Origin of the sequence: Neorhizobium sp. LjRoot104 (genome assembly GCF_964253725.1) — a bacterium.
Taxonomy (GTDB): domain Bacteria; phylum Pseudomonadota; class Alphaproteobacteria; order Rhizobiales; family Rhizobiaceae; genus Neorhizobium.
This window is the reverse complement of the sequence record NZ_CAXURS020000001.1, coordinates 778912-795855: the sequence shown is the minus strand read 5'-3', so window position 1 is coordinate 795855 and position 16944 is coordinate 778912. Positions and strand designations below refer to the sequence as shown.

Annotated in this window: 18 protein-coding genes and 1 tRNA gene; 8 read left to right on the top strand and 11 right to left on the bottom strand. The window is 60.1% G+C overall.

All coding sequences use genetic code 11. The features are described from left to right. Positions 1-76 precede the first annotated feature (76 nt). From ACSQ8R_RS04015 to dapA, 3 genes are all read right to left on the bottom strand, one after another. On the bottom strand, positions 77-370 hold the full coding sequence (locus ACSQ8R_RS04015; protein ID WP_436252200.1) for a WYL domain-containing protein: 294 nt from the start codon (positions 368-370) through the stop codon (positions 77-79). Between the two features lie 94 nt (positions 371-464). Then, positions 465-941 carry an SsrA-binding protein SmpB gene (smpB, locus tag ACSQ8R_RS04010; protein WP_210011223.1) on the bottom strand — a complete coding sequence of 159 codons (477 nt, stop codon included), beginning with the start codon at positions 939-941 and terminating at the stop codon, positions 465-467. A gap of 120 nt (positions 942-1061) precedes the next feature. After that, positions 1062-1946, bottom strand: a complete 885-nt coding sequence (gene dapA, locus ACSQ8R_RS04005) for a 4-hydroxy-tetrahydrodipicolinate synthase (RefSeq protein ID WP_436252199.1) — start codon at positions 1944-1946, stop codon at positions 1062-1064. Between the two features lie 360 nt (positions 1947-2306). On the opposite strand from dapA, the gene ACSQ8R_RS04000 reads away from it, so the two are divergent. Further along, positions 2307-4298, top strand: coding sequence for a lytic transglycosylase domain-containing protein (locus ACSQ8R_RS04000; RefSeq protein ID WP_436255372.1), 1992 nt, complete (start codon positions 2307-2309; stop codon positions 4296-4298). A 248-nt stretch (positions 4299-4546) separates the two neighbouring features. Here ACSQ8R_RS04000 and ACSQ8R_RS03995 read toward each other — a convergent pair whose 3' ends face one another. From ACSQ8R_RS03995 to ACSQ8R_RS03965, 7 genes are all read right to left on the bottom strand, one after another. Beyond that, positions 4547-5587, bottom strand: coding sequence for a porin (locus tag ACSQ8R_RS03995; protein WP_436252198.1), 1041 nt, complete (start codon positions 5585-5587; stop codon positions 4547-4549). A gap of 88 nt (positions 5588-5675) precedes the next feature. Then, entirely contained in the window at positions 5676-6605 is a 930-nt protein-coding gene (locus ACSQ8R_RS03990) for a tyrosine-type recombinase/integrase (RefSeq protein ID WP_436252197.1), read from the bottom strand. A 156-nt stretch (positions 6606-6761) separates the two neighbouring features. Further along, positions 6762-7817 carry a porin gene (locus ACSQ8R_RS03985; protein ID WP_436252196.1) on the bottom strand — a complete coding sequence of 352 codons (1056 nt, stop codon included), beginning with the start codon at positions 7815-7817 and terminating at the stop codon, positions 6762-6764. Positions 7818-8000: 183 nt separating this feature from the next. Further along, a complete protein-coding gene (locus ACSQ8R_RS03980) occupies positions 8001-9068 on the bottom strand; it encodes a porin (protein ID WP_436252195.1) in 1068 nt (355 codons plus the stop codon). 417 nt (positions 9069-9485) lie between these two features. After that, positions 9486-9575: transfer RNA gene (locus ACSQ8R_RS03975), tRNA-Ser, on the bottom strand. Between the two features lie 125 nt (positions 9576-9700). Beyond that, the gene (locus ACSQ8R_RS03970; protein ID WP_436252194.1) at positions 9701-10501 is read right to left on the bottom strand and encodes an aldolase/citrate lyase family protein; all 801 of its coding nucleotides are present in this window, start codon (positions 10499-10501) and stop codon (positions 9701-9703) included. A gap of 12 nt (positions 10502-10513) precedes the next feature. Then, on the bottom strand, positions 10514-11731 hold the full coding sequence (locus tag ACSQ8R_RS03965; RefSeq protein ID WP_436252193.1) for an NAD(P)/FAD-dependent oxidoreductase: 1218 nt from the start codon (positions 11729-11731) through the stop codon (positions 10514-10516). A gap of 275 nt (positions 11732-12006) precedes the next feature. Here ACSQ8R_RS03965 and ACSQ8R_RS03960 point away from each other — a divergent pair, with 275 nt between their 5' ends. Both ACSQ8R_RS03960 and ACSQ8R_RS03955 read left to right on the top strand, forming a co-directional pair. Then, a complete protein-coding gene (locus tag ACSQ8R_RS03960; protein WP_210011216.1) occupies positions 12007-12360 on the top strand; it encodes a PilZ domain-containing protein in 354 nt (117 codons plus the stop codon). 269 nt (positions 12361-12629) lie between these two features. Next, positions 12630-13739 carry a pyridoxal phosphate-dependent aminotransferase gene (locus tag ACSQ8R_RS03955; protein WP_436252192.1) on the top strand — a complete coding sequence of 370 codons (1110 nt, stop codon included), beginning with the start codon at positions 12630-12632 and terminating at the stop codon, positions 13737-13739. 192 nt (positions 13740-13931) lie between these two features. On the opposite strand, the gene ACSQ8R_RS03950 is transcribed toward ACSQ8R_RS03955, so the two are convergent. Continuing rightward, positions 13932-14198: a sel1 repeat family protein gene (locus tag ACSQ8R_RS03950; protein ID WP_345922412.1), complete on the bottom strand. Its 267-nt coding sequence runs from the start codon at positions 14196-14198 to the stop codon at positions 13932-13934. A 524-nt stretch (positions 14199-14722) separates the two neighbouring features. Here ACSQ8R_RS03950 and ACSQ8R_RS03945 point away from each other — a divergent pair. From ACSQ8R_RS03945 to ACSQ8R_RS03925, 5 genes are all read left to right on the top strand, one after another. After that, positions 14723-15058: a DUF2147 domain-containing protein gene (locus ACSQ8R_RS03945; RefSeq protein ID WP_436255371.1), complete on the top strand. Its 336-nt coding sequence runs from the start codon at positions 14723-14725 to the stop codon at positions 15056-15058. Positions 15059-15630: 572 nt separating this feature from the next. Continuing rightward, entirely contained in the window at positions 15631-15849 is a 219-nt protein-coding gene (locus tag ACSQ8R_RS03940; protein WP_436252191.1) for a hypothetical protein, read from the top strand. An 87-nt stretch (positions 15850-15936) separates the two neighbouring features. Beyond that, the gene (locus ACSQ8R_RS03935; RefSeq protein ID WP_436252190.1) at positions 15937-16209 is read left to right on the top strand and encodes a hypothetical protein; all 273 of its coding nucleotides are present in this window, start codon (positions 15937-15939) and stop codon (positions 16207-16209) included. An 87-nt stretch (positions 16210-16296) separates the two neighbouring features. Next, positions 16297-16521 (top strand): hypothetical protein, encoded by a 225-nt coding sequence (locus tag ACSQ8R_RS03930; protein WP_436252189.1) that lies wholly within the window; start codon positions 16297-16299, stop codon positions 16519-16521. Positions 16522-16608: 87 nt separating this feature from the next. Further along, complete coding sequence (locus ACSQ8R_RS03925) at positions 16609-16875, top strand: hypothetical protein (RefSeq protein ID WP_436252188.1); 267 nt, start codon at positions 16609-16611, stop codon at positions 16873-16875. Positions 16876-16944 lie beyond the last annotated feature (69 nt).

Genomic DNA, 16944 nt, shown 5'->3' with positions numbered 1-16944 from the left:
CCCATCGCCCCGTTTCCCGCTTGCTTCCAAGACCTACGCAACGGAATGGTGCGGATTTTGTTCCTGAGGCGACATTTCACAGCCGTTCGATGATGCGCGAAAAGGCGGGATCGTCGGGGTTATACCCGCGCGCGGGGCTGTGGAAGCCCGCCTCGGTCTGGGTCAGATCGCTGATCTCATCGACATGAAACAGACGCCAGCCGGAACCCGTTCCCCCAATCTGCCAGGCGCTGAGGGCGAGCGCGCCCTCCCCGGCATAACCGAGGATATGCGGGCGCACCCTGCGCTTTATGCCCTTGTAGCGAAGTTCGACGATCCGCCGCCGCTCGATCGCATCGATGATGATATCCGGATAGCTTGCTTTCCGCACGAGACCTCCCTGGTGTCTCGCTTAACGGCTGGGAGGCCCGGAAGTTCACGATCGATAGACGGCGTAGTGGCTTCGGCGGGAGCCGCGCGGTCGATCAGTTTGATTTCAGAAGCCGCGACTTCTGGCGGTTCCAGTCGCGTTCCTTCTCGGTCTCGCGCTTGTCGTGCAGCTTCTTGCCCTTGGCGAGCGCGAGCTCAAGCTTGGCGCGGCCCTTTTCGTTGAAATAGATCTTCAGCGGCACCAGGGTCATGCCTTCGCGGTTGATGCCGGCGCGCAGACGGTTGATCTCGCGCTTCGACAACAGCAGCTTGCGGCGGCGGCGCGGTTCGTGATTGAAGCGGTTGGCCTGCAGGTATTCCGGCAGATGCGAATTGATCAGCCAGATTTCGTTGCCCTCGTCGGAGGCGTAGGATTCGGCAATGTTCGCCTTGCCTTCGCGCAAAGACTTGACCTCTGTTCCGGTCAGGACCAGGCCGGCCTCATAGGTATCCATGATTTCATAGTTGTAGCGGGCCTTGCGGTTCTCCGCGACAATCTTGTTGACCGTGCGCTGGCTGCCTTTGGGGGCCATGGGTGTATTCCGTTCCGCCCTTTATCCGAAAACAAATCCCCGCCCATGGGCTATGAGCGGGGTTACTTGTCTATGTAATGCGGCCGATGCCGAAAGTGAAGCGGCGAGCGCGGAAGCGTCTCAGTTCAACAGGCCGGCGTGGCGCAGCGCCGCGTCGATTGCCGCCTCGGTTGCCGGTTCCAGCGTCGAGACCAGCGGCGAGCGGACCGTGCGGTTCATCCCGCGGATCCGGTTGAGGCCATATTTGGCACCGCAGAGGCCGGGCTCCATGAAGATGGCCTTGTGCAAGGGCATCAGGCGATCCTGGTATTCGAGCGCCTTGGCGTAGTCGCCGGCAAGCGTCGCCGCCTGGAATTCCGCACAGAGGCGCGGCGCGACATTGGCCGTTACCGAGATGCAGCCGACGCCGCCGTGGGCGTTGAAGCCGAGCGCCGTCGCGTCCTCGCCCGAGAGCTGGACGAAATCCTTGCCGCAGGTGATGCGCTGTTCCGAGACGCGCTCGATCTTGCCGGTCGCATCCTTGACGCCGACGATGTTGCGGTGCGCCTTCACAAGCGCTCCCATCGTTTCCGGCGACATGTCGATGACCGAGCGCGGCGGGATGTTGTAGATGATGATCGGCAGTTTCGTCGCTTGCGCGATCGCCGAGAAATGCGCGATCAGGCCCTTCTGGGTCGGCTTGTTGTAATAGGGCGTGACGACGAGGACAGCATCGGCGCCGGCCTTTTCCGCGTGCACGGCAAGCTCGACGGCTTCGCGCGTATTGTTGGAGCCGGCGCCGGCGATAACCGGTACCCGCTTTTTCGCCACTTCGATACAGAGTTCCACGACGCGCCTGTGCTCGTCATGGCTCAACGTCGGCGATTCACCGGTGGTGCCGACCGGCACCACGCCGCTGCTGCCTTCGCCGATCTGCCAATCCACATGCGCGGCAAAAGCCTGCTCGTCCACCGCACCATCGGCAGTGAACGGGGTGACCAGCGCGGGCATCGATCCCTTGAACATGCAAAACTCCCAATCGACAGCGTTCATTCTGCTGCCGCAATCCGTGACTATGAGGGCTCTCGACAACTTTGGACGGGCCGCGACGCAGCCGACCTTTTTCCCGAAAGCCTTTCAGGTCGCGCACCATAAAGCGGCGGGAAAGCGGCGACAAGCGCAAGTGCCAGGGATTTCATATGGAATCTCATATAAGAAACCACGCATTTTCATAAACGTGGTAAGCTTTCGTTAACGTGGCTGGCGGCTAATAAGGGGACGACCATTTTCGCGAGTTACCGGATGTACAGGCCTGTTCTGATCCTCGCAGCACTGGGGCTCGGCGCTGCGGGCATGAATGCGCTTGCCGCATCGCTGCCCGAAAGCATGGCCCCCCTTCCCTATATGAAGCCCGAAAACCCGGTCGCGATCACCATGCCCGCCGCGATGCCTGTGCCGGACGTGACCGGAACGATCCCGAGAACCGGTCCGCTGGTGGTTGCACCCGAACTGAAAGCCGGGCTCGACGCGCTTGCAGGCAACGACATCGCCGCCGCCCTTGCCACACGCAACGGCCTCGCCGAAGGCTCGCTCGACCGGCATATCCTCACCTGGGCGATCGCCACATCCGGCGCGTCGGGCGTGCCGTCCGGCGAAATCGCCGCGGCCCAGACGGAGCTCAAGGGCTGGCCCGGTCTGAAGGGCTTGCGCGCCAATTCCGAACGCGCGCTTTATCGCGAAAACCCGCCCGCCCTAACGGTGCTTGCCGCCTTTGGCGCAACCCGGCCGGAAACCACCGAGGGCACGCTCATCCTTGCCCGGGCGCTCGTCGCCTCGGCCAGGCAGGCGGAGGCCGCCCGCCCGCTGCGGCAGATCTGGCTGACCGAGACGCTCGACAAGCCGACCGAAGACAAGATTCTCGCCGAATTCCCGACGCTGCTTTCCGCCGCCGACCACAAGGCGCGGATGGACTTCCTGATGTACAAGGGGCGTGCGGCGCAGGCCAAACGTTTTGGCGATCTCGGCAAGGCGCAATCGCTCTACAAGGCCTGGACCGCCGTTATCAGCAATGCCAAGAATGCCGAGGCGTTGCTCTCCGGCGTCGATGGCTCGCTGAAGGAGGATGCCGGTTATCTCTTCGCCCGCGTCGAATATCTGCGCCGGCAGGACAAATACCGCGAGGCGGCTGACCTGCTCGAAAAGGCGCCGCGCGACGCGGCAAAACTTGTCAACACCACGGAATGGTGGAACGAGCGGCGCATCGTGGCGCGCGGCCTCGCCGACCAGGGCGAGTTCAAGCTGGCCTACCGAACGGCTGCCAATTATGTCGCCGCCTCCTCCACCGATATCGTCGATGCGGAATTCCACGCCGGCTGGTATGCGCTGCGGGCGCTGCATGAACCCACGACCGCCGAGAAACATTTCCGCAAGATCCTCGATACCTCGAACAAGCCGCTTTCCGCCTCACGCGCCCTCTACTGGCTCGGCCGAGCGGCGGAAGACGGCGGGCCGGGCAGCGCCAAGGAGTTCTTCGCCAAGGCCGCGCATTTCTCCAGCACGTTCTACGGCCAGCTTGCGGCCGCACGGCTTGACCTCAAGTCGCTCGACGTCACCTATCCGACGCCGAGCGGGGCCGACCGCCAGAATTTCGAAAACCGCGAAGCGGTCCGGGCAATCGCAAGGCTGGAAGATGCCGGCCATGGCAAGCGCGCCGCCGTGCTCTACCGCGCGCTGGCGGAAGAGATGACCAGTCCCGGCGAACTCGCGATCCTTACGGCCCGAGCCGAATCGGAAGACAATCACGCCCTGTCGCTGCAGATCGGCAAGACCGCCTTCAGCCGCGGCATCGACGTGGCCGCACTTGCATTCCCGATCGGCGTCATCCCCGCCGGTGCCGATATCGCCGGTTCCGGCAAGGCCCTCGCCTACGCGATCGCCCGCCAGGAAAGCGCCTTCAATCCGGGCGCGGTTTCACCCGCCAACGCCCGCGGCCTGCTGCAGATCCTGCCCGGCACGGCGCAGGGCGTCGCCAAGCGGCACGGCCTCACCTACGCGGCAGCAAGGCTGACCACGGATGCGGGCTACAATGCGACGCTCGGAGCGCATTATCTCGGCGAACAGATCGACACGTTCGGCGGCTCCTACATCCTCACCTTCATCGCCTATAATGCCGGCCCGAAACGGGTACCCGAATGGATCACCCGCTACGGCGACCCGCGCGGCAAGTCGCTCGACGAGGTGGTCGACTGGATCGAGCGCATCCCCTTCCCCGAAACCCGCAACTACGTGCAGCGGGTGATGGAGAATTACCAGGTCTACAAGGTGAGGCTTGGGCAGAAGGCGGAGATCGAGGCGGACCTGCGGTTCGGGCGGCGGTAATCACACCGCGGCCTGATCGGGATCGATTTTCTCTTCTTTTGAATAGGGGCATGGCCTCGCCGGCGATGGACAAATTCACATCGCGGTGGTCGGCCGCTTCGACGCCCGGCGGGACGCGAACGGCCGTTTTCCAAAACCCCAATTACCCGGGAATCATTTCGACCATCCATCCGATGCAGCCGAAATTCCTCAAAACAAGAAGCCCGGCACGAGGCCGGGCTTCAAAAGCTTCATCCGATCAAATCAGATTAGAAGTCGCGCTGCAGGCGGACGATACCCTGTACCGTACCGTCGTTGTCGCCAATTTCCTGATAGTTTACAGCAACCTTGGCAGCGAAGTTTTCGACGATCTGGTAGTTGACGGTTACGCCAGCGCCCCATGCATCATCACCGAAGAAGTCGCCGTCTGCATCAGCTTCCGTATTCCAGATGTACTGGGCTTCCGGAATGATCTCGAGCTTGTCGGTCGCCTTGAAGGAATAGGCAACGGCCAGAGCTGCTTCACCGGCGGCGGTATCGGTTACGCCGTAGTAGGCGTTGTCACCCGACGACCAGACACCGGAGAGGTAGAAGGTGCCCGGACCGACGGCCACGGAGCCGATCGCACGGACAGCGCCGTCTTCAGCGCCGAAGTCATAGGAACCGAGCAGTTCGAGCTTGGCCGGGCCGATCGCTGCCTGGATGACAGCTTCGATACCGACGTTCTGTCCGCCAACGCCCTGAAGACGCGACAGTTCGTCAACCTGGATACCAGCCGTGAAGGCAGAGCCGGTGTAGGTGTAGGAAATCGACTGCAGACGGTTCGAACCGAGGTTGTCGAGTTCGCCCGGCAGGTCGTTAGCATCCCACCAGTTCAACCAGCGACCAACGCGGAAACCGCCAAGCTGGATATAGGCTTCGTTGATGTAAGCGGGAGTGGAGCTGGTGTTGGAAGTGTAACCAACGTCCTGGTTGGCTTCGAAACGAACCGAAGCAACCGAGGTCAGCGTGCCGAGTTCGGTGTCGGACTTTGCCGTGAAGTCGAGCTGAGCGCGGCTGTACGAATCCCAGTCGCCGTTGTTGAAGCTATTCGTGTCCTCACCAAAGCCGACTTCGAAACGGACATAACCACCGATCTTGAGGCAGGTTTCAGTGCCGGGGATGTAGAAGTAACCAGTGCCGAACGCGTCGCAGACACGAACGTATTCCATGGGCTCCGGTTCGGCAGCGACGATGGCGTCGGCAGCCTGAGCACCGGAAACTGCCGCGAGAGCCGCTGCAGAACCGAGAAGAAGGCTCTTAATGTTCATTCTTTTGACCTCCAGTCAAAATCAGCGCGCCGTGCGCTGCATGAGTGGGGCTCGGGAGGATCAGACGAGGCTGGAAAGCTGGATAGTTTTAGGGCCGCCGTTCAAGGATCGGCAGGCAGACGTCTAGGTCATAAGACGCCAGGTGGGCGTAGCGCATCGTCATTTGCAGGGTCTGGTGGCCGAGCCACATTTGCACGCGCCGGATGTCGATCCCTCCCCGTACAAGGCGGGACGCACAGGTGTGGCGGAGGACATGGGGAACAACGTCTTCGTCGGTGCCAAGGCCGACTTCGGCCTTGGCTGCGTTCCAGATTACGCGGAAGCGCTGCTGGTCGATGGAGGCGAAAGGACCCTCCTGGGCGCCAGCCAGTGTCTTGATGATTTCGGCGGTGCGGTTCGTCAGTGGGACGGTGCGGCTTTTGCCGGACTTGGTGATCCAGAAGGTGGCACGGTTCTCATGAAGGTCGTTCCAGCGAAGGCCGATGCCCTCTCCCAGACGCGCACCGGTGTCGACGAGGAAGATGCAGAGAGCGTAATACAGCTCATCCTTGGCGCGGATGGCCGCGAAGAGGCGTTCTTCTTCTTCAAATTCGAGAAAGCGGATTCGGCCGGCCTTTTCCTTTTGGCGGCGGAATTCGGGTAAGCTGTGGATGTCACCCATTTTGAACGCTTTCCGCAGCAGCTTGCTCAGCGCCGCCATCTTTCGATTGATGGTTGCATTGCTGTTGCCACGTTTGCGTAATTCGCCGGTCAGTCGGTCCACCATTTCGTCCGTGAAGGTCTCGAACGCCTGGCCGAGAAGGATCTCGTCGAGTTCGCTGATGAAGGCCTTTACGTTACTTTTATGGCTTCCCGTCTCCCAAAGAATGTCCACGTACCGTTCCAGAAGGGTGGTGAGCCGGTTGGATTTCACAACCTTGATGGGGCCGCTGGTATTGAACTGGTAATTGACAGCGTAGGATTGACCGAAGGAGCGGAGGTCAAAGGCCTCAGGCTTTTTATCGGTTTCCTTTCCCATCCTGCCCTCGCCGGTCGCGGAAGGGCAAGAATCGATGGAACGGCGAAGACTTCAATGGGTGATGATGGCGCCGGGCCCTTGTGGACCCGAATAATTCACCGTGTCGTGGCCGAGCAGCAACAGCCCGCGGTCTTGCGACCGCGGGCTGGCATTTGATTAGAAGTCGCGCTGCAGGCGGACGATACCCTGTACCGTACCGTCGTTGTCGCCAATTTCCTGATAGTTTACAGCAACCTTGGCAGCGAAGTTTTCGACGATCTGGTAGTTGACGGTTACGCCAGCGCCCCAGGCATCATCGCCGAAGAAGTCGCCGTCCGCATCAACTTCCGTATTCCAGATGTACTGGGCTTCCGGAATGATTTCGAGCTTGTCGGTCGCCTTGAAGGAATAGGCAACGGCCAGAGCTGCTTCGCCAGCGCCGGTATCGGTTACGCCGTAGTAGGCGTTGTCACCCGACGACCAGACACCGGAGAGGTAGAAGGTGCCCGGACCGACGGCCACGGAGCCGATCGCACGGACAGCGCCGTCTTCGGCGCCGAAGTCATAGGAACCGAGCAGTTCGAGCTTGGCCGGGCCGATAGCCGCCTGAATGACAGCTTCGATACCTACGTTCTGTCCGCCAACGCCCTGAAGACGCGACAGTTCGTCAACCTGGATACCAGCCGTGAAGGCAGAGCCGGTGTAGGTGTAGGAGATCGACTGCAGACGGTTCGAACCGAGGTTGTCGAGTTCGCCCGGCAGGTCGTTAGCATCCCACCAGTTCAACCAGCGACCGACGCGGAAACCGCCGAGCTGGATATAGGCTTCGTTGATGTAAGCATCGTTCACACCGCCGCTAGCGGCAGTGATGTTCGAAGCGTAGCCGACGTCCTGGTTGGCTTCGAAACGGACCGAAGCAACCGAAGTCAGCGTGCCGAGTTCGGTGTCGGACTTTGCCGTGAAGTCGAGCTGAGCGCGGCTGTACGAATCCCAGTCGCCGCCACTAAAGCCGTTCGTGTCGTCACCAAAGCCGACTTCGAAACGGACATAACCACCGATCTTGAGGCAGGTTTCAGTGCCGGGGATATAGAAGTAACCAGTGCCGAACGCATCGCAGACACGAACGTATTCCATGGGCTCCGGTTCGGCAGCGACGATGGCGTCGGCAGCCTGAGCGCCGGAAACTGCCGCGAGAGCCGCTGCAGAACCGAGAAGAAGGCTCTTAATGTTCATTCTTTTGACCTCCAGTCAATTTCTCTGAATGCTAGTCCGTGGCCGACCAAAAAAGCGATCAAACACGTAAAGGCCGCATAAGCAGCCCCATTCCCCAGTATCATCTCCCCATATGGAGGCCCTACATAGAGGCCAGCCATTTATAATGAACTCCCCCGGCAAGCCGGGGGAGTCCCTGTATTATTAGAACGTGCGATCGAGACGGACGAAGCCATCCCAGAACTCGTCAGCCGCAGTCTGAACCTTGTTGTAGTTCGCGGTGACCTTGGCGGTGAAGCCCGGAACGATCGTGTAGTCGACCGTCAGACCAACGCGATAAGCTTCGTCGCTACCGTAATCGCCGACGCCGTCAGCAGCATTCCAGATGTAGGAACCGCCGGGGGTGATGGTCAGCTTGTCGGCAACCTTGAAGGCATAAGAAGCCGCCAGGGTCCATTCGCCACGGTTAGCGTAGGCATTTTCGCCATTCGCATCACCCAGACCGCTCGACCAGATGGCGAGAGCCTGGAAGGTGCCCGGACCGACCGGAGCCGAGATGAGGGCGCGAACGGCGCCTTCTTCTGCACCAAGGTCATAAGCGCCGAGAAGGTCGAAAGCTACGCTGCCGAACTTGGCAGTTACGAGACCTTCGATACCGACGTTCTGGCCACCAACGCCCTGAAGACGCGACAGTTCGTCAACCTGGACACCGGCGCTGAAGGCGCTACCCGTGTAGTAGTAGCCGACAGACTGCATGCGGGTCGTGCCGGAACCGGAGTTCCAATCGGACTCGCCATTGATGCCCTTATCCCAAGGGTTCAACCAGCGACCAACCTTGAAGCCGCCAAGCTGAATGTAGGCTTCGTTGATATAGGCGTCGTTGATGCCGCTACCACCACCGTTGGTGATGTTCGAAGTGTAACCGATGTCCTGGTTGGCTTCGAAACGAACCGAGGCAACCGAGGTCAGGGTACCAAGCTCGGTGTCCGACTTCGCGGTGAAGTTGAGCTCAACGCGGCTGAAGGTATCCCAGTCGGTGTCGTTGAAGGAGTTTACGTCCTGACCGATGCTAGCCTCGAAACGGACCAAACCGCCGACCTTAAGGCAGGTTTCGGTGCCCGGGATGTAGAAGTAGCCGGTGCCGAAAGCGTCGCAAACGCGAACGTATTCCATGGGCTCCGGTTCAGCAGCTACGATGGCGTCAGCTGCCTGAGCGCCGGAAACTGCTGCGAGGGCAGCAGCGGAGCCGAGAAGAAGGCTCTTGATGTTCATTTTTGACCTCCAGTCAAAGTTTCGTATGGGTCTGGGTTCTTTTTGCTGAAGGACAGCGTTCCCTGCCCCATCCCCGTCGATTGCTAGAAGAAGGACGATCCACCGCCTCGCTTCTGGATTTGAAAATACAAGACGGGGGAGGTCATGCAATCTGGAACTTCAATCGGGCGCCCTTCCGGTACCCGCTTCCCATAAGTCTGTTGCTGAAAGGACACAAAGCGGGGCGCCGCCTTGGGTGGCATTTTACGCTTTGTTAAGAAAGAGCTTATGCCGCAGTCACTTAGCGCAGCGGAAACGTCGCTGAAGGACTCGAGAGGCAGGCCGGGATTCGCCAGTGATTCCCTTGTGCCGCAAACGGCTGAAAAGCCGACAAAGGGAGCCGTATACAGGATTGGGGCGGGCGTCTGGGGCCAGGAATGGCGGAGAAGATGGGATTCGAACCCACGATACCCTCTCGGGTATACTCCCTTAGCAGGGGAGCGCCTTCGACCACTCGGCCACCTCTCCGGTCGGGCCTGATTATTGGGAAACGATATCGATGGCAAGGTCTTTTATGGAAATGTCACGCGATTCCATCGGTCACCACACACGAATCGCAACAAGTGATTCCATTCCTGCCGCTTGCGTGATTCTCAATAACCCGAACGCGGCTTGCCGATCCCCGCGCCGCGGCCGTATCGACCGGCCAGGGACCTGAGCGCGCCGGAAAACTCGGTGACATCGGCGCCGACCGCCACGAAGCTCGCGCCGAGATCGAGATAATGACGGTTCAGGGATTCGCTGAAGGTGAGGATGCCGGCCGCCTTGCCGGATTTGACGATCGTGCCGATCGCCTTCTCGATCACCTCCTGGACCTCCGGGGCCTCCATGCGGCCGAGATAGCCCATGTCGGCGGAAAGGTCGGCCGGGCCGATGAAGACGCCATCGACGCCATCCACGGCCGCAATGTTCTCGAGGTCCCTGATCGATGCCATGGTTTCGGCCTGGACGATCAGGCAGACCTCGTCGGCGGCGGTCTCGGCATAGTCGGGGATGGCGTTGAAGGCCGACGCACGGGCAACGGCCGCGCCGACGCCGCGCACGCCGCGTGGGGGATAATGCACGGCGCGGACCAGTTCCCTTGCCTGTTCGGCCGAATCGACCATCGGCACCAGCAGCGTGCGGGCGCCGATATCGAGCATCTGCTTGATGACCCAGGTCTCGCCGATCGGCGGCCTTACGACCACTTCCGAAGGCGAAGTGGCAAGCGCCTGCAATTGCGCCAGAATGCTGCGCAGGTCGTTCGGCCCGTGTTCGCCGTCGATCACCAGCCAGTCGAAACCGGCATTGCCGGCGATCTCGGCGGTCAGCGCCTCGCCCATGTTCAGCCAGAGGCCGATCTGCGGCAGGCGGGCCTTGAGCGCGGCCTTGAAGTGATTCTTCGGAGCCGGCATGGGCGTTTCCCTTCAGGCGAGGAGCTGTTTCAGGTCGGCGGTCGGATCGGCAAGGACGGTGCGGCTGGGTTCGATGCCGGTTTCGAGCAGCTTCTTGCCGCTCACATAAGCCTTGGCGTCGTTGATAGCATCGACGGCGATGAACCGTCCCTCGTGGAAATACCAGATCGAAAGGCTGCCCTCGCGGGCGCCCTTGCGCACCAGGGTCTCGTCATACCCCATATTGAAGCCGGCGATCTGCAGCTTCACGTCATACTGGTCGGACCAGAACCAGGGCTTCGCGTCATAGGGCGCGTTGCCGCCGGCGAGCACCGCGGCGGCAGCCTCCGCCTGGTCGACGGCGTTCTGTACCGATTCGAGACGGATACGGTTGCCCTTCCAGGGCAACATGGCGCAGTCGCCCATGGCAAAGATCGAGGGATCGGAGGTGCGGGCGAACTCGTCGACGATGACGCCGTTGCCGACGTCGAGGCCGCATTGCTGCGCCAACTCGTCGTTCGGTTTCACGCCGATGCCGACAATCACGAAATCGACCTCGATCGTGCTGCCGTCGGACAGTTCGGCGGCGCGCACCCTGCCATTTTCGCCGACCAGTTTGTGCAGGCCAGTCTTTTCGCGGATGACCACGCCGTGGCCGGCATGGATGTCGCGCATTACGTCGGCGGTTTCCTTTGCGGCAACGCGCTGAAGGATTCGATCGGCCATTTCGATCAGCGTCACTTCGAGGCCGAGATGGCGGGCGACGGCCGCCGCTTCGAGGCCGATATAACCGCCCCCTATAATAAGGAGCCGGCGGCCCGGCTTCATTTCGCCGGCAAGCAGGTCGGCGTCGCGCTTGTCGCGCACGGTGAAGACGCCGTCGAGGTCGCCGCCGACACTTGCCGGCAGGGTGCGCGGAGTCGAGCCGGTGGCGAGCGCCAAAGTGTCGTATTCGATGACCGCGCCGTCCTGCATGCGGACGGTCTTTGCCTTGCGGTCGATCTCCTCGACATAGGTCGAGAGCAGAAGTTCGACATCATGTTCGGCGAACCAGCTTTCGGGCCGGAAGGTCAGCCGGTCGAATTCCATTTCTCCGAGCAGATATTTCTTCGAGAGCGGCGGGCGCTGGTAGGGGATCACGTCTTCCGAACCGATGATCGTGATCGGCCGTGCATCCTTCAAGGCTCGGAGTTTCGCAGCCAGCGCGAAACCCGCCTGCCCGCCGCCGATGATAACCAACCTGCCCGTCACGTTTCGCTCCCCATACCGATCATGGTGTCCCTTGAGATAGCACCATTGATCCGATCGAAAGGGGTATCCCCGCGACACCGGTCCGTCAACAACGCGACATGCCCGATTACGCGCTTTGAGTTCGCAGCTGTTCCATACGCAAGGCAAAAGCCGCCTCGTCGGCGATCAAATGCCGGATTTTTCGGCGATATCCGTCGTATTTTATCATTCCGTTTCAGAATGTGTCAGCGCGGGAGGAATATAGTCACATGGCAGGAATGAAACAGGAGGGTGTCATGCCCTTGAATATGGACCAGGACACCAGAAAAGACGGCCCGCGCGACCAGGCTTTCGAGAAGTTCACGATCGATCGTCCCGGCAAGGTCATCCTCGTCGGTCATCATCTCAGCACCAAGACGAGCTTCCGGTGCCTGATCCGCAGCATCTCGCTGTACGGTGCGGAAATCGAGGTCGGCCCGACCTTGCCGATGCCCAACAACTTCTTCCTCGAAATCCTCGGCATCCACGACGATATCGGATGCACCGTGATCCGCCGCGAAGAAGAACGGGTCACGATCGGTTTCAACATGCTGATCGATGCCGAATTTCTGCATCACGTGATCCGGCTGAGCTTCGAGACGAGTCATTGACCGAAGGACGGGCCGGCGGCCGAAATCCGGCGACGTGGAGCCCCTCCGGTCGGCCGCCGTTTTCCACTCTCTATATATAGAGTGGAGAACGTGTCGAAGCCGAGAGCTTGCGATGGGTTTCGATCGAGCACCCTGAAAGGCTCGACGCGCTTTTCAAACGGGAGGCGAAAGATTTAGCGGCGATGAAGCCCAATCGGTCTCGAGCAGACTTGCATGCCGGTGAATCGATCCTATTGTGTGCCGGTTTTAGAGAACCGGAACTGAAGTCCATGCCTGCATTCTCGCGTTTTACACCGCTGATCAGCGCCCTTCCCGCCAGCGTCCCCTTTGTCGGTCCCGAGGCTATCGAACGCAATCGAGGCCTCATGGTGAAAGCCCGTATCGGCGCCAATGAAAACGGTTTCGGGCCGGCGCCCTCCGTCATCGAGGCGATCGGTGCCGCGGCGGCAGGCACCTGGAAATATGCGGATCCGGAAAATTTCGAGCTCAAACAGGCACTCGCCGCGCATCTGGGCTGTCAGGCCGACAATATTGCCGTTGGCGAAGGCATAGACAGCCTGCTCGGGCTGATCGTGCGGATGGTTATCGAGCCCGGCATGCCGGTCGTTACCTCGTTCGGCGCCTATCCGACCTTCAACTTCCATGTGGCGGGTCATGGCGGCCGGCTGGTGACGGTGCCCTATGTCGACGATCGGGAAAATCTCGACGGGCTGATGGAAGCCGTCCGCCGCGAAAACGCGCCGCTCGTCTATTTTGCCAATCCCGACAATCCGATGGGAAGCTGGTGGGATGCCGACAGCATCACCGCGTTTGCCAGGGCGCTGCCCGAAACCTGCCTGATGATTCTCGACGAGGCCTATTGCGAGACAGGACCGGCCGGCGCGACGCCGGATATCTCCGCCCTGATCGACCAGCCGAACATCATCCGCACCCGGACCTTCTCGAAGGCTTACGGCATGGCGGGCTCGCGGGTGGGTTATGCGATCTCGACACCCGGCACGGCCGAGGCCTTCGACAAGATCCGCAATCATTTCGGCATGAACCGGATCGGCGTCGCCGCGGCGCTTGCGGCGCTGAAAGACCAGGCCTACCTCGCCGACGTGATCGGGCAGATCAAGGCCTCGCGCGAGCGGATCGCCTCGATCGCTGAAGCCAACGGGCTGAAGCCGCTCGCCTCGGCGACCAATTTCGTGGCGATCGATTGCGGCCGCGACGGCGCCTATGCGCGTTCGATCGTCGATGGATTGATGGAGCAGGGTGTTTTCATCCGCATGCCGGGTGTGGCGCCGCTCAACCGCTGCATTCGCGTCAGCACGGGACCGGAGCCGGACATGGCGCTCTTCGAAGAAGCGCTGCCGCGGGTACTGAAGGCTCTCTGAAGCCAAAAGAAAGCGACCGCGCCGGCCTTGTTCCTGCCGGTCGCGGTCTCAATTTCAGGCGTCGGCCCCCGTCCAGATCCGACCGCCTCGTCTCCCGATCCCCTTTTGGGTTTATGCCTTTTGGATTGTTCTCCCGCCGGCCCTCTTGCGGGGCCGGTCAATTCATCGACCATAACGCTCCCTCAAAAGGGCTCAGTGCATGGTCATCCATTCGCGAGCGGCGCGGAGTGCCTCGGCCAGCTGCATCTTGCTCATCGTCTGGGCGAGGTCGGCGCGCAGCTCGGCGGCGCGGTCGGAACCCTTGATCGCGGCGATGTTGAGCCATTTGTGAGCGGAAACGAGATCGACGTCGCAACCACGGCCGGTCGCATACATCAGGCCCATTTCGCAGAAAGTGTCGGCGCGGGTTTCGCCACCCATGGTGGCCATTCCGGAATTGTTCATTTCAAAGCGTGCCATCGGTTTGATCCCTGTTAAAGCCTGTTGTTCGTCGTCTGCCCTGTCTTTGCCCTTTCGGGCTCCGTCCGGATCACCGTCTTCAAGCGGCTGTTTCGATCCTTCCGGCCGGCGGTTTTTTCCGCTCGTTTGATGACTTCACTATGCGGCAAACCTTCCAAAAGACGCCTAAAAAGCATGATTAATTCAACGAAAACAAAGTTCAAACGCTTCGTAAACTTGAGTTTTTGTTAAACATCGGATGCCTTGCATTTTAAGGAATTTGCGGAGATTTTTACGAAAAATTTAGAAAACGATTTAAACTGATCGCTAACCACGAATCCGGGTCGCATCGATGGTCCTGTGGAAAACCCGGCCCTCCCCGGCGCCGAAATTCCCCCCTTTCCAGCCAATCCGATATTTACCTTTACGTGCGGGTAAGATAAATTTCGGACCGAGTTCGCGCAGAGGGGTGCGAATTGGAGGAAACCGCGCCGCCCAGCGCTTCTGAAGGACTGGCGGCGAAGCGAAGGAGGAAAACAATCATGATGCGCAGACTGATGCTTGTTGCGGCGCTGACGCTTGCCGCGACCGGAACCATGGCCGCCGAGCCTATCGAAGGCAGCTGGAAGACCGCCAGCGGCGAGACCGCGGTGATCGGCAAATGCGGCACCGCCTATTGCGTGACGCTGAAGACCGGCAAACATTCGGGCAAGCAGATCGGCAAGCTCTCCGGCAAGGACGGCGAATACAGCGGCGAGATCACCGACCCGGCGGAAGACAAGACCTATAGCGGGTCCGGCTCGGTCAGCGGCAATTCGCTGAAGATGAAGGGCTGCGTTCTCGCCATCCTCTGCAAGTCGCAGACGTGGACGCGCCTCTGAGCCGATCGCCCGGATATCGTCCCATATAAGAAGTGCTGAGATGGTCGCGCCGGCAACGGCTGCGGCCATTTTTCGCTTCTATCCGTCAAGGGCTGACTGAATCTTTTGCTGCGCCGCATCAAGAAAAGGCAATCTGATCACGGAAATGGCATCGGTTTTGACCGCCAATTTGGTGGAATTTCCAATGTCACAGTTTTGTGAAAAACTTGCATACCCCTTGAACACGATTTATGCCGCAAAAAAGCCACAAAAAAGACACGATACGCGAAAACCAACACGCCAAGGGTGCATAACTCCTTTTTACTACATATCTATTTGTTTTTGCTTATTTTTTATCTTACCAAATCGTAACTTAATCGGTTTATTTGTGGCATTTCGCAAAAAATTAGCACGCTCAGCACTTTTTACGAGTATTTCTGAGGCGCCGTTTTCGCTGTCAACGTTTCGTTGACAGCAGTCGCCGAAACGAGGGCTTTCGGATCGAACCGATCGGTCCGATATCAGCATCGCAAACAAAAATTCACTCCGGTTCGACCCAAGACCGAACCGAACATAACCCAAGGATAAAGACAATGACCAAGATCACTTCCGCTATCGCCGCAGCCCTCATCGCTTCGGCCTCGTTCGCTTCCGTCGCCCTCGCTGACGGCGACTATTATGAAGGCGCCTCCAAGGCCTCCGCTACCGTCGATCATGTTCAGACCGGCAGCATTGCTCAGGATCAACAGAACCAGATCCAGGCTTCGGTCGACCGCGGCGACTACTACGAAGGCGCAAACCGCCCGAACTAATCGCAGCTCATTCAAAACACCGAAACAATCGTCCGCAGGCCAGGTCGCAAACTTAAAGCCGCGGAACACTCTGAAAGGACTACTACAATGACCAGGATCACTTCCGCTATCGCCGCTGCCCTCATCGCTTCGGCTTCCTTCGCCACCGCTGCCCTTGCTGAAGGCGATTATTACGAAGGCGTCTCCAAGACCTCCTCCGTCGTCGATCAGCAGCGCCCGGCAACACATCAGAAGGTCCGGGGTTCGGCCAGCTACGGCTACACGGGCTCGGTCTCCAACGCCCAGTCGAACCAGTCGTTCGACGGCACGGTCACCCTGAACCGTGGCGACTACTACGAAGGCGCAGTTCGCCCGAACTAACCGCAGCTCATTCAATACACCGAAACAATCATCCGCAGGCCAGGTCGCAAACTAAGAGCCGCGGACAACTCTGAAGGGACTACCACAATGACCAGGATTACTTCCGCTATCGCCGCAGCCCTCATCGCTTCGGCTTCCTTCGCCACCGCTGCCCTTGCTGAAGGCGACTATTATGAAGGCGCTTCCAAGGCCTCCGCTACCGTCGACCATGTTCAGACCGGCAGCATCGCCAAGGACCAGCAGAGCGCCCACCAGATTCCGGCTCCGGTCGGCCGCGGCGACTATTATGAAGGCGCAAACCGCCCGAACTAATCGCAGCTCATTCAATACACCGAAACAATCCTCCGCAGGCCAGGTCGCAAACTCAAAGCCGCGGAACACTCTGAAGGGACTACAACAATGACCAGGATCACTTCCGCTATCGCCGCTGCCTTCATCGCTTCGGCTTCCTTCGCCACCGCCGCTCTCGCCGATGAAGGCGACTATTACGAAGGTGCGCAGCCCACCGAGCAGGCCCAGTCCGTGCACGGCGCTCGCGTCGATAGCTTCGGCTATACCGGTTCGATCGCTCGCGCCAAGGGTTCCGCCCAGTCGAACCAGTCGTTCGACGGCACGGTCACCCTGAACCGTGGCGACTATTACGAAGGTGCAGTTCGTCCGAACTAACCGGCTGATATTCAAGATACCGAACAATATGTCCGCAGGCGGGTCGCAAACTCACGGCCACGGACAGCT

What these genes read in the sequence shown, in the direction of transcription:
- smpB (WP_210011223.1), bottom strand. Translation starts at nt 941, where the DNA reads ATGGCCCCCAAAGGCAGCCAGCGCACGGTCAACAAGATTGTCGCGGAG.
- dapA (WP_436252199.1), bottom strand. Translation starts at nt 1,946, where the DNA reads ATGTTCAAGGGATCGATGCCCGCGCTGGTCACCCCGTTCACTGCCGAT.
- ACSQ8R_RS04000 (WP_436255372.1), top strand. Translation starts at nt 2,307, where the DNA reads ATGGCCCCCCTTCCCTATATGAAGCCCGAAAACCCGGTCGCGATCACC.
- ACSQ8R_RS03995 (WP_436252198.1), bottom strand. Translation starts at nt 5,587, where the DNA reads ATGAACATTAAGAGCCTTCTTCTCGGTTCTGCAGCGGCTCTCGCGGCA.
- ACSQ8R_RS03990 (WP_436252197.1), bottom strand. Translation starts at nt 6,605, where the DNA reads ATGGGAAAGGAAACCGATAAAAAGCCTGAGGCCTTTGACCTCCGCTCC.
- ACSQ8R_RS03985 (WP_436252196.1), bottom strand. Translation starts at nt 7,817, where the DNA reads ATGAACATTAAGAGCCTTCTTCTCGGTTCTGCAGCGGCTCTCGCGGCA.
- ACSQ8R_RS03980 (WP_436252195.1), bottom strand. Translation starts at nt 9,068, where the DNA reads ATGAACATCAAGAGCCTTCTTCTCGGCTCCGCTGCTGCCCTCGCAGCA.
- ACSQ8R_RS03970 (WP_436252194.1), bottom strand. Translation starts at nt 10,501, where the DNA reads ATGCCGGCTCCGAAGAATCACTTCAAGGCCGCGCTCAAGGCCCGCCTG.
- ACSQ8R_RS03960 (WP_210011216.1), top strand. Translation starts at nt 12,007, where the DNA reads ATGCCCTTGAATATGGACCAGGACACCAGAAAAGACGGCCCGCGCGAC.
- ACSQ8R_RS03955 (WP_436252192.1), top strand. Translation starts at nt 12,630, where the DNA reads ATGCCTGCATTCTCGCGTTTTACACCGCTGATCAGCGCCCTTCCCGCC.
- ACSQ8R_RS03950 (WP_345922412.1), bottom strand. Translation starts at nt 14,198, where the DNA reads ATGGCACGCTTTGAAATGAACAATTCCGGAATGGCCACCATGGGTGGC.
- ACSQ8R_RS03945 (WP_436255371.1), top strand. Translation starts at nt 14,723, where the DNA reads ATGCGCAGACTGATGCTTGTTGCGGCGCTGACGCTTGCCGCGACCGGA.
- ACSQ8R_RS03940 (WP_436252191.1), top strand. Translation starts at nt 15,631, where the DNA reads ATGACCAAGATCACTTCCGCTATCGCCGCAGCCCTCATCGCTTCGGCC.
- ACSQ8R_RS03935 (WP_436252190.1), top strand. Translation starts at nt 15,937, where the DNA reads ATGACCAGGATCACTTCCGCTATCGCCGCTGCCCTCATCGCTTCGGCT.
- ACSQ8R_RS03930 (WP_436252189.1), top strand. Translation starts at nt 16,297, where the DNA reads ATGACCAGGATTACTTCCGCTATCGCCGCAGCCCTCATCGCTTCGGCT.
- ACSQ8R_RS03925 (WP_436252188.1), top strand. Translation starts at nt 16,609, where the DNA reads ATGACCAGGATCACTTCCGCTATCGCCGCTGCCTTCATCGCTTCGGCT.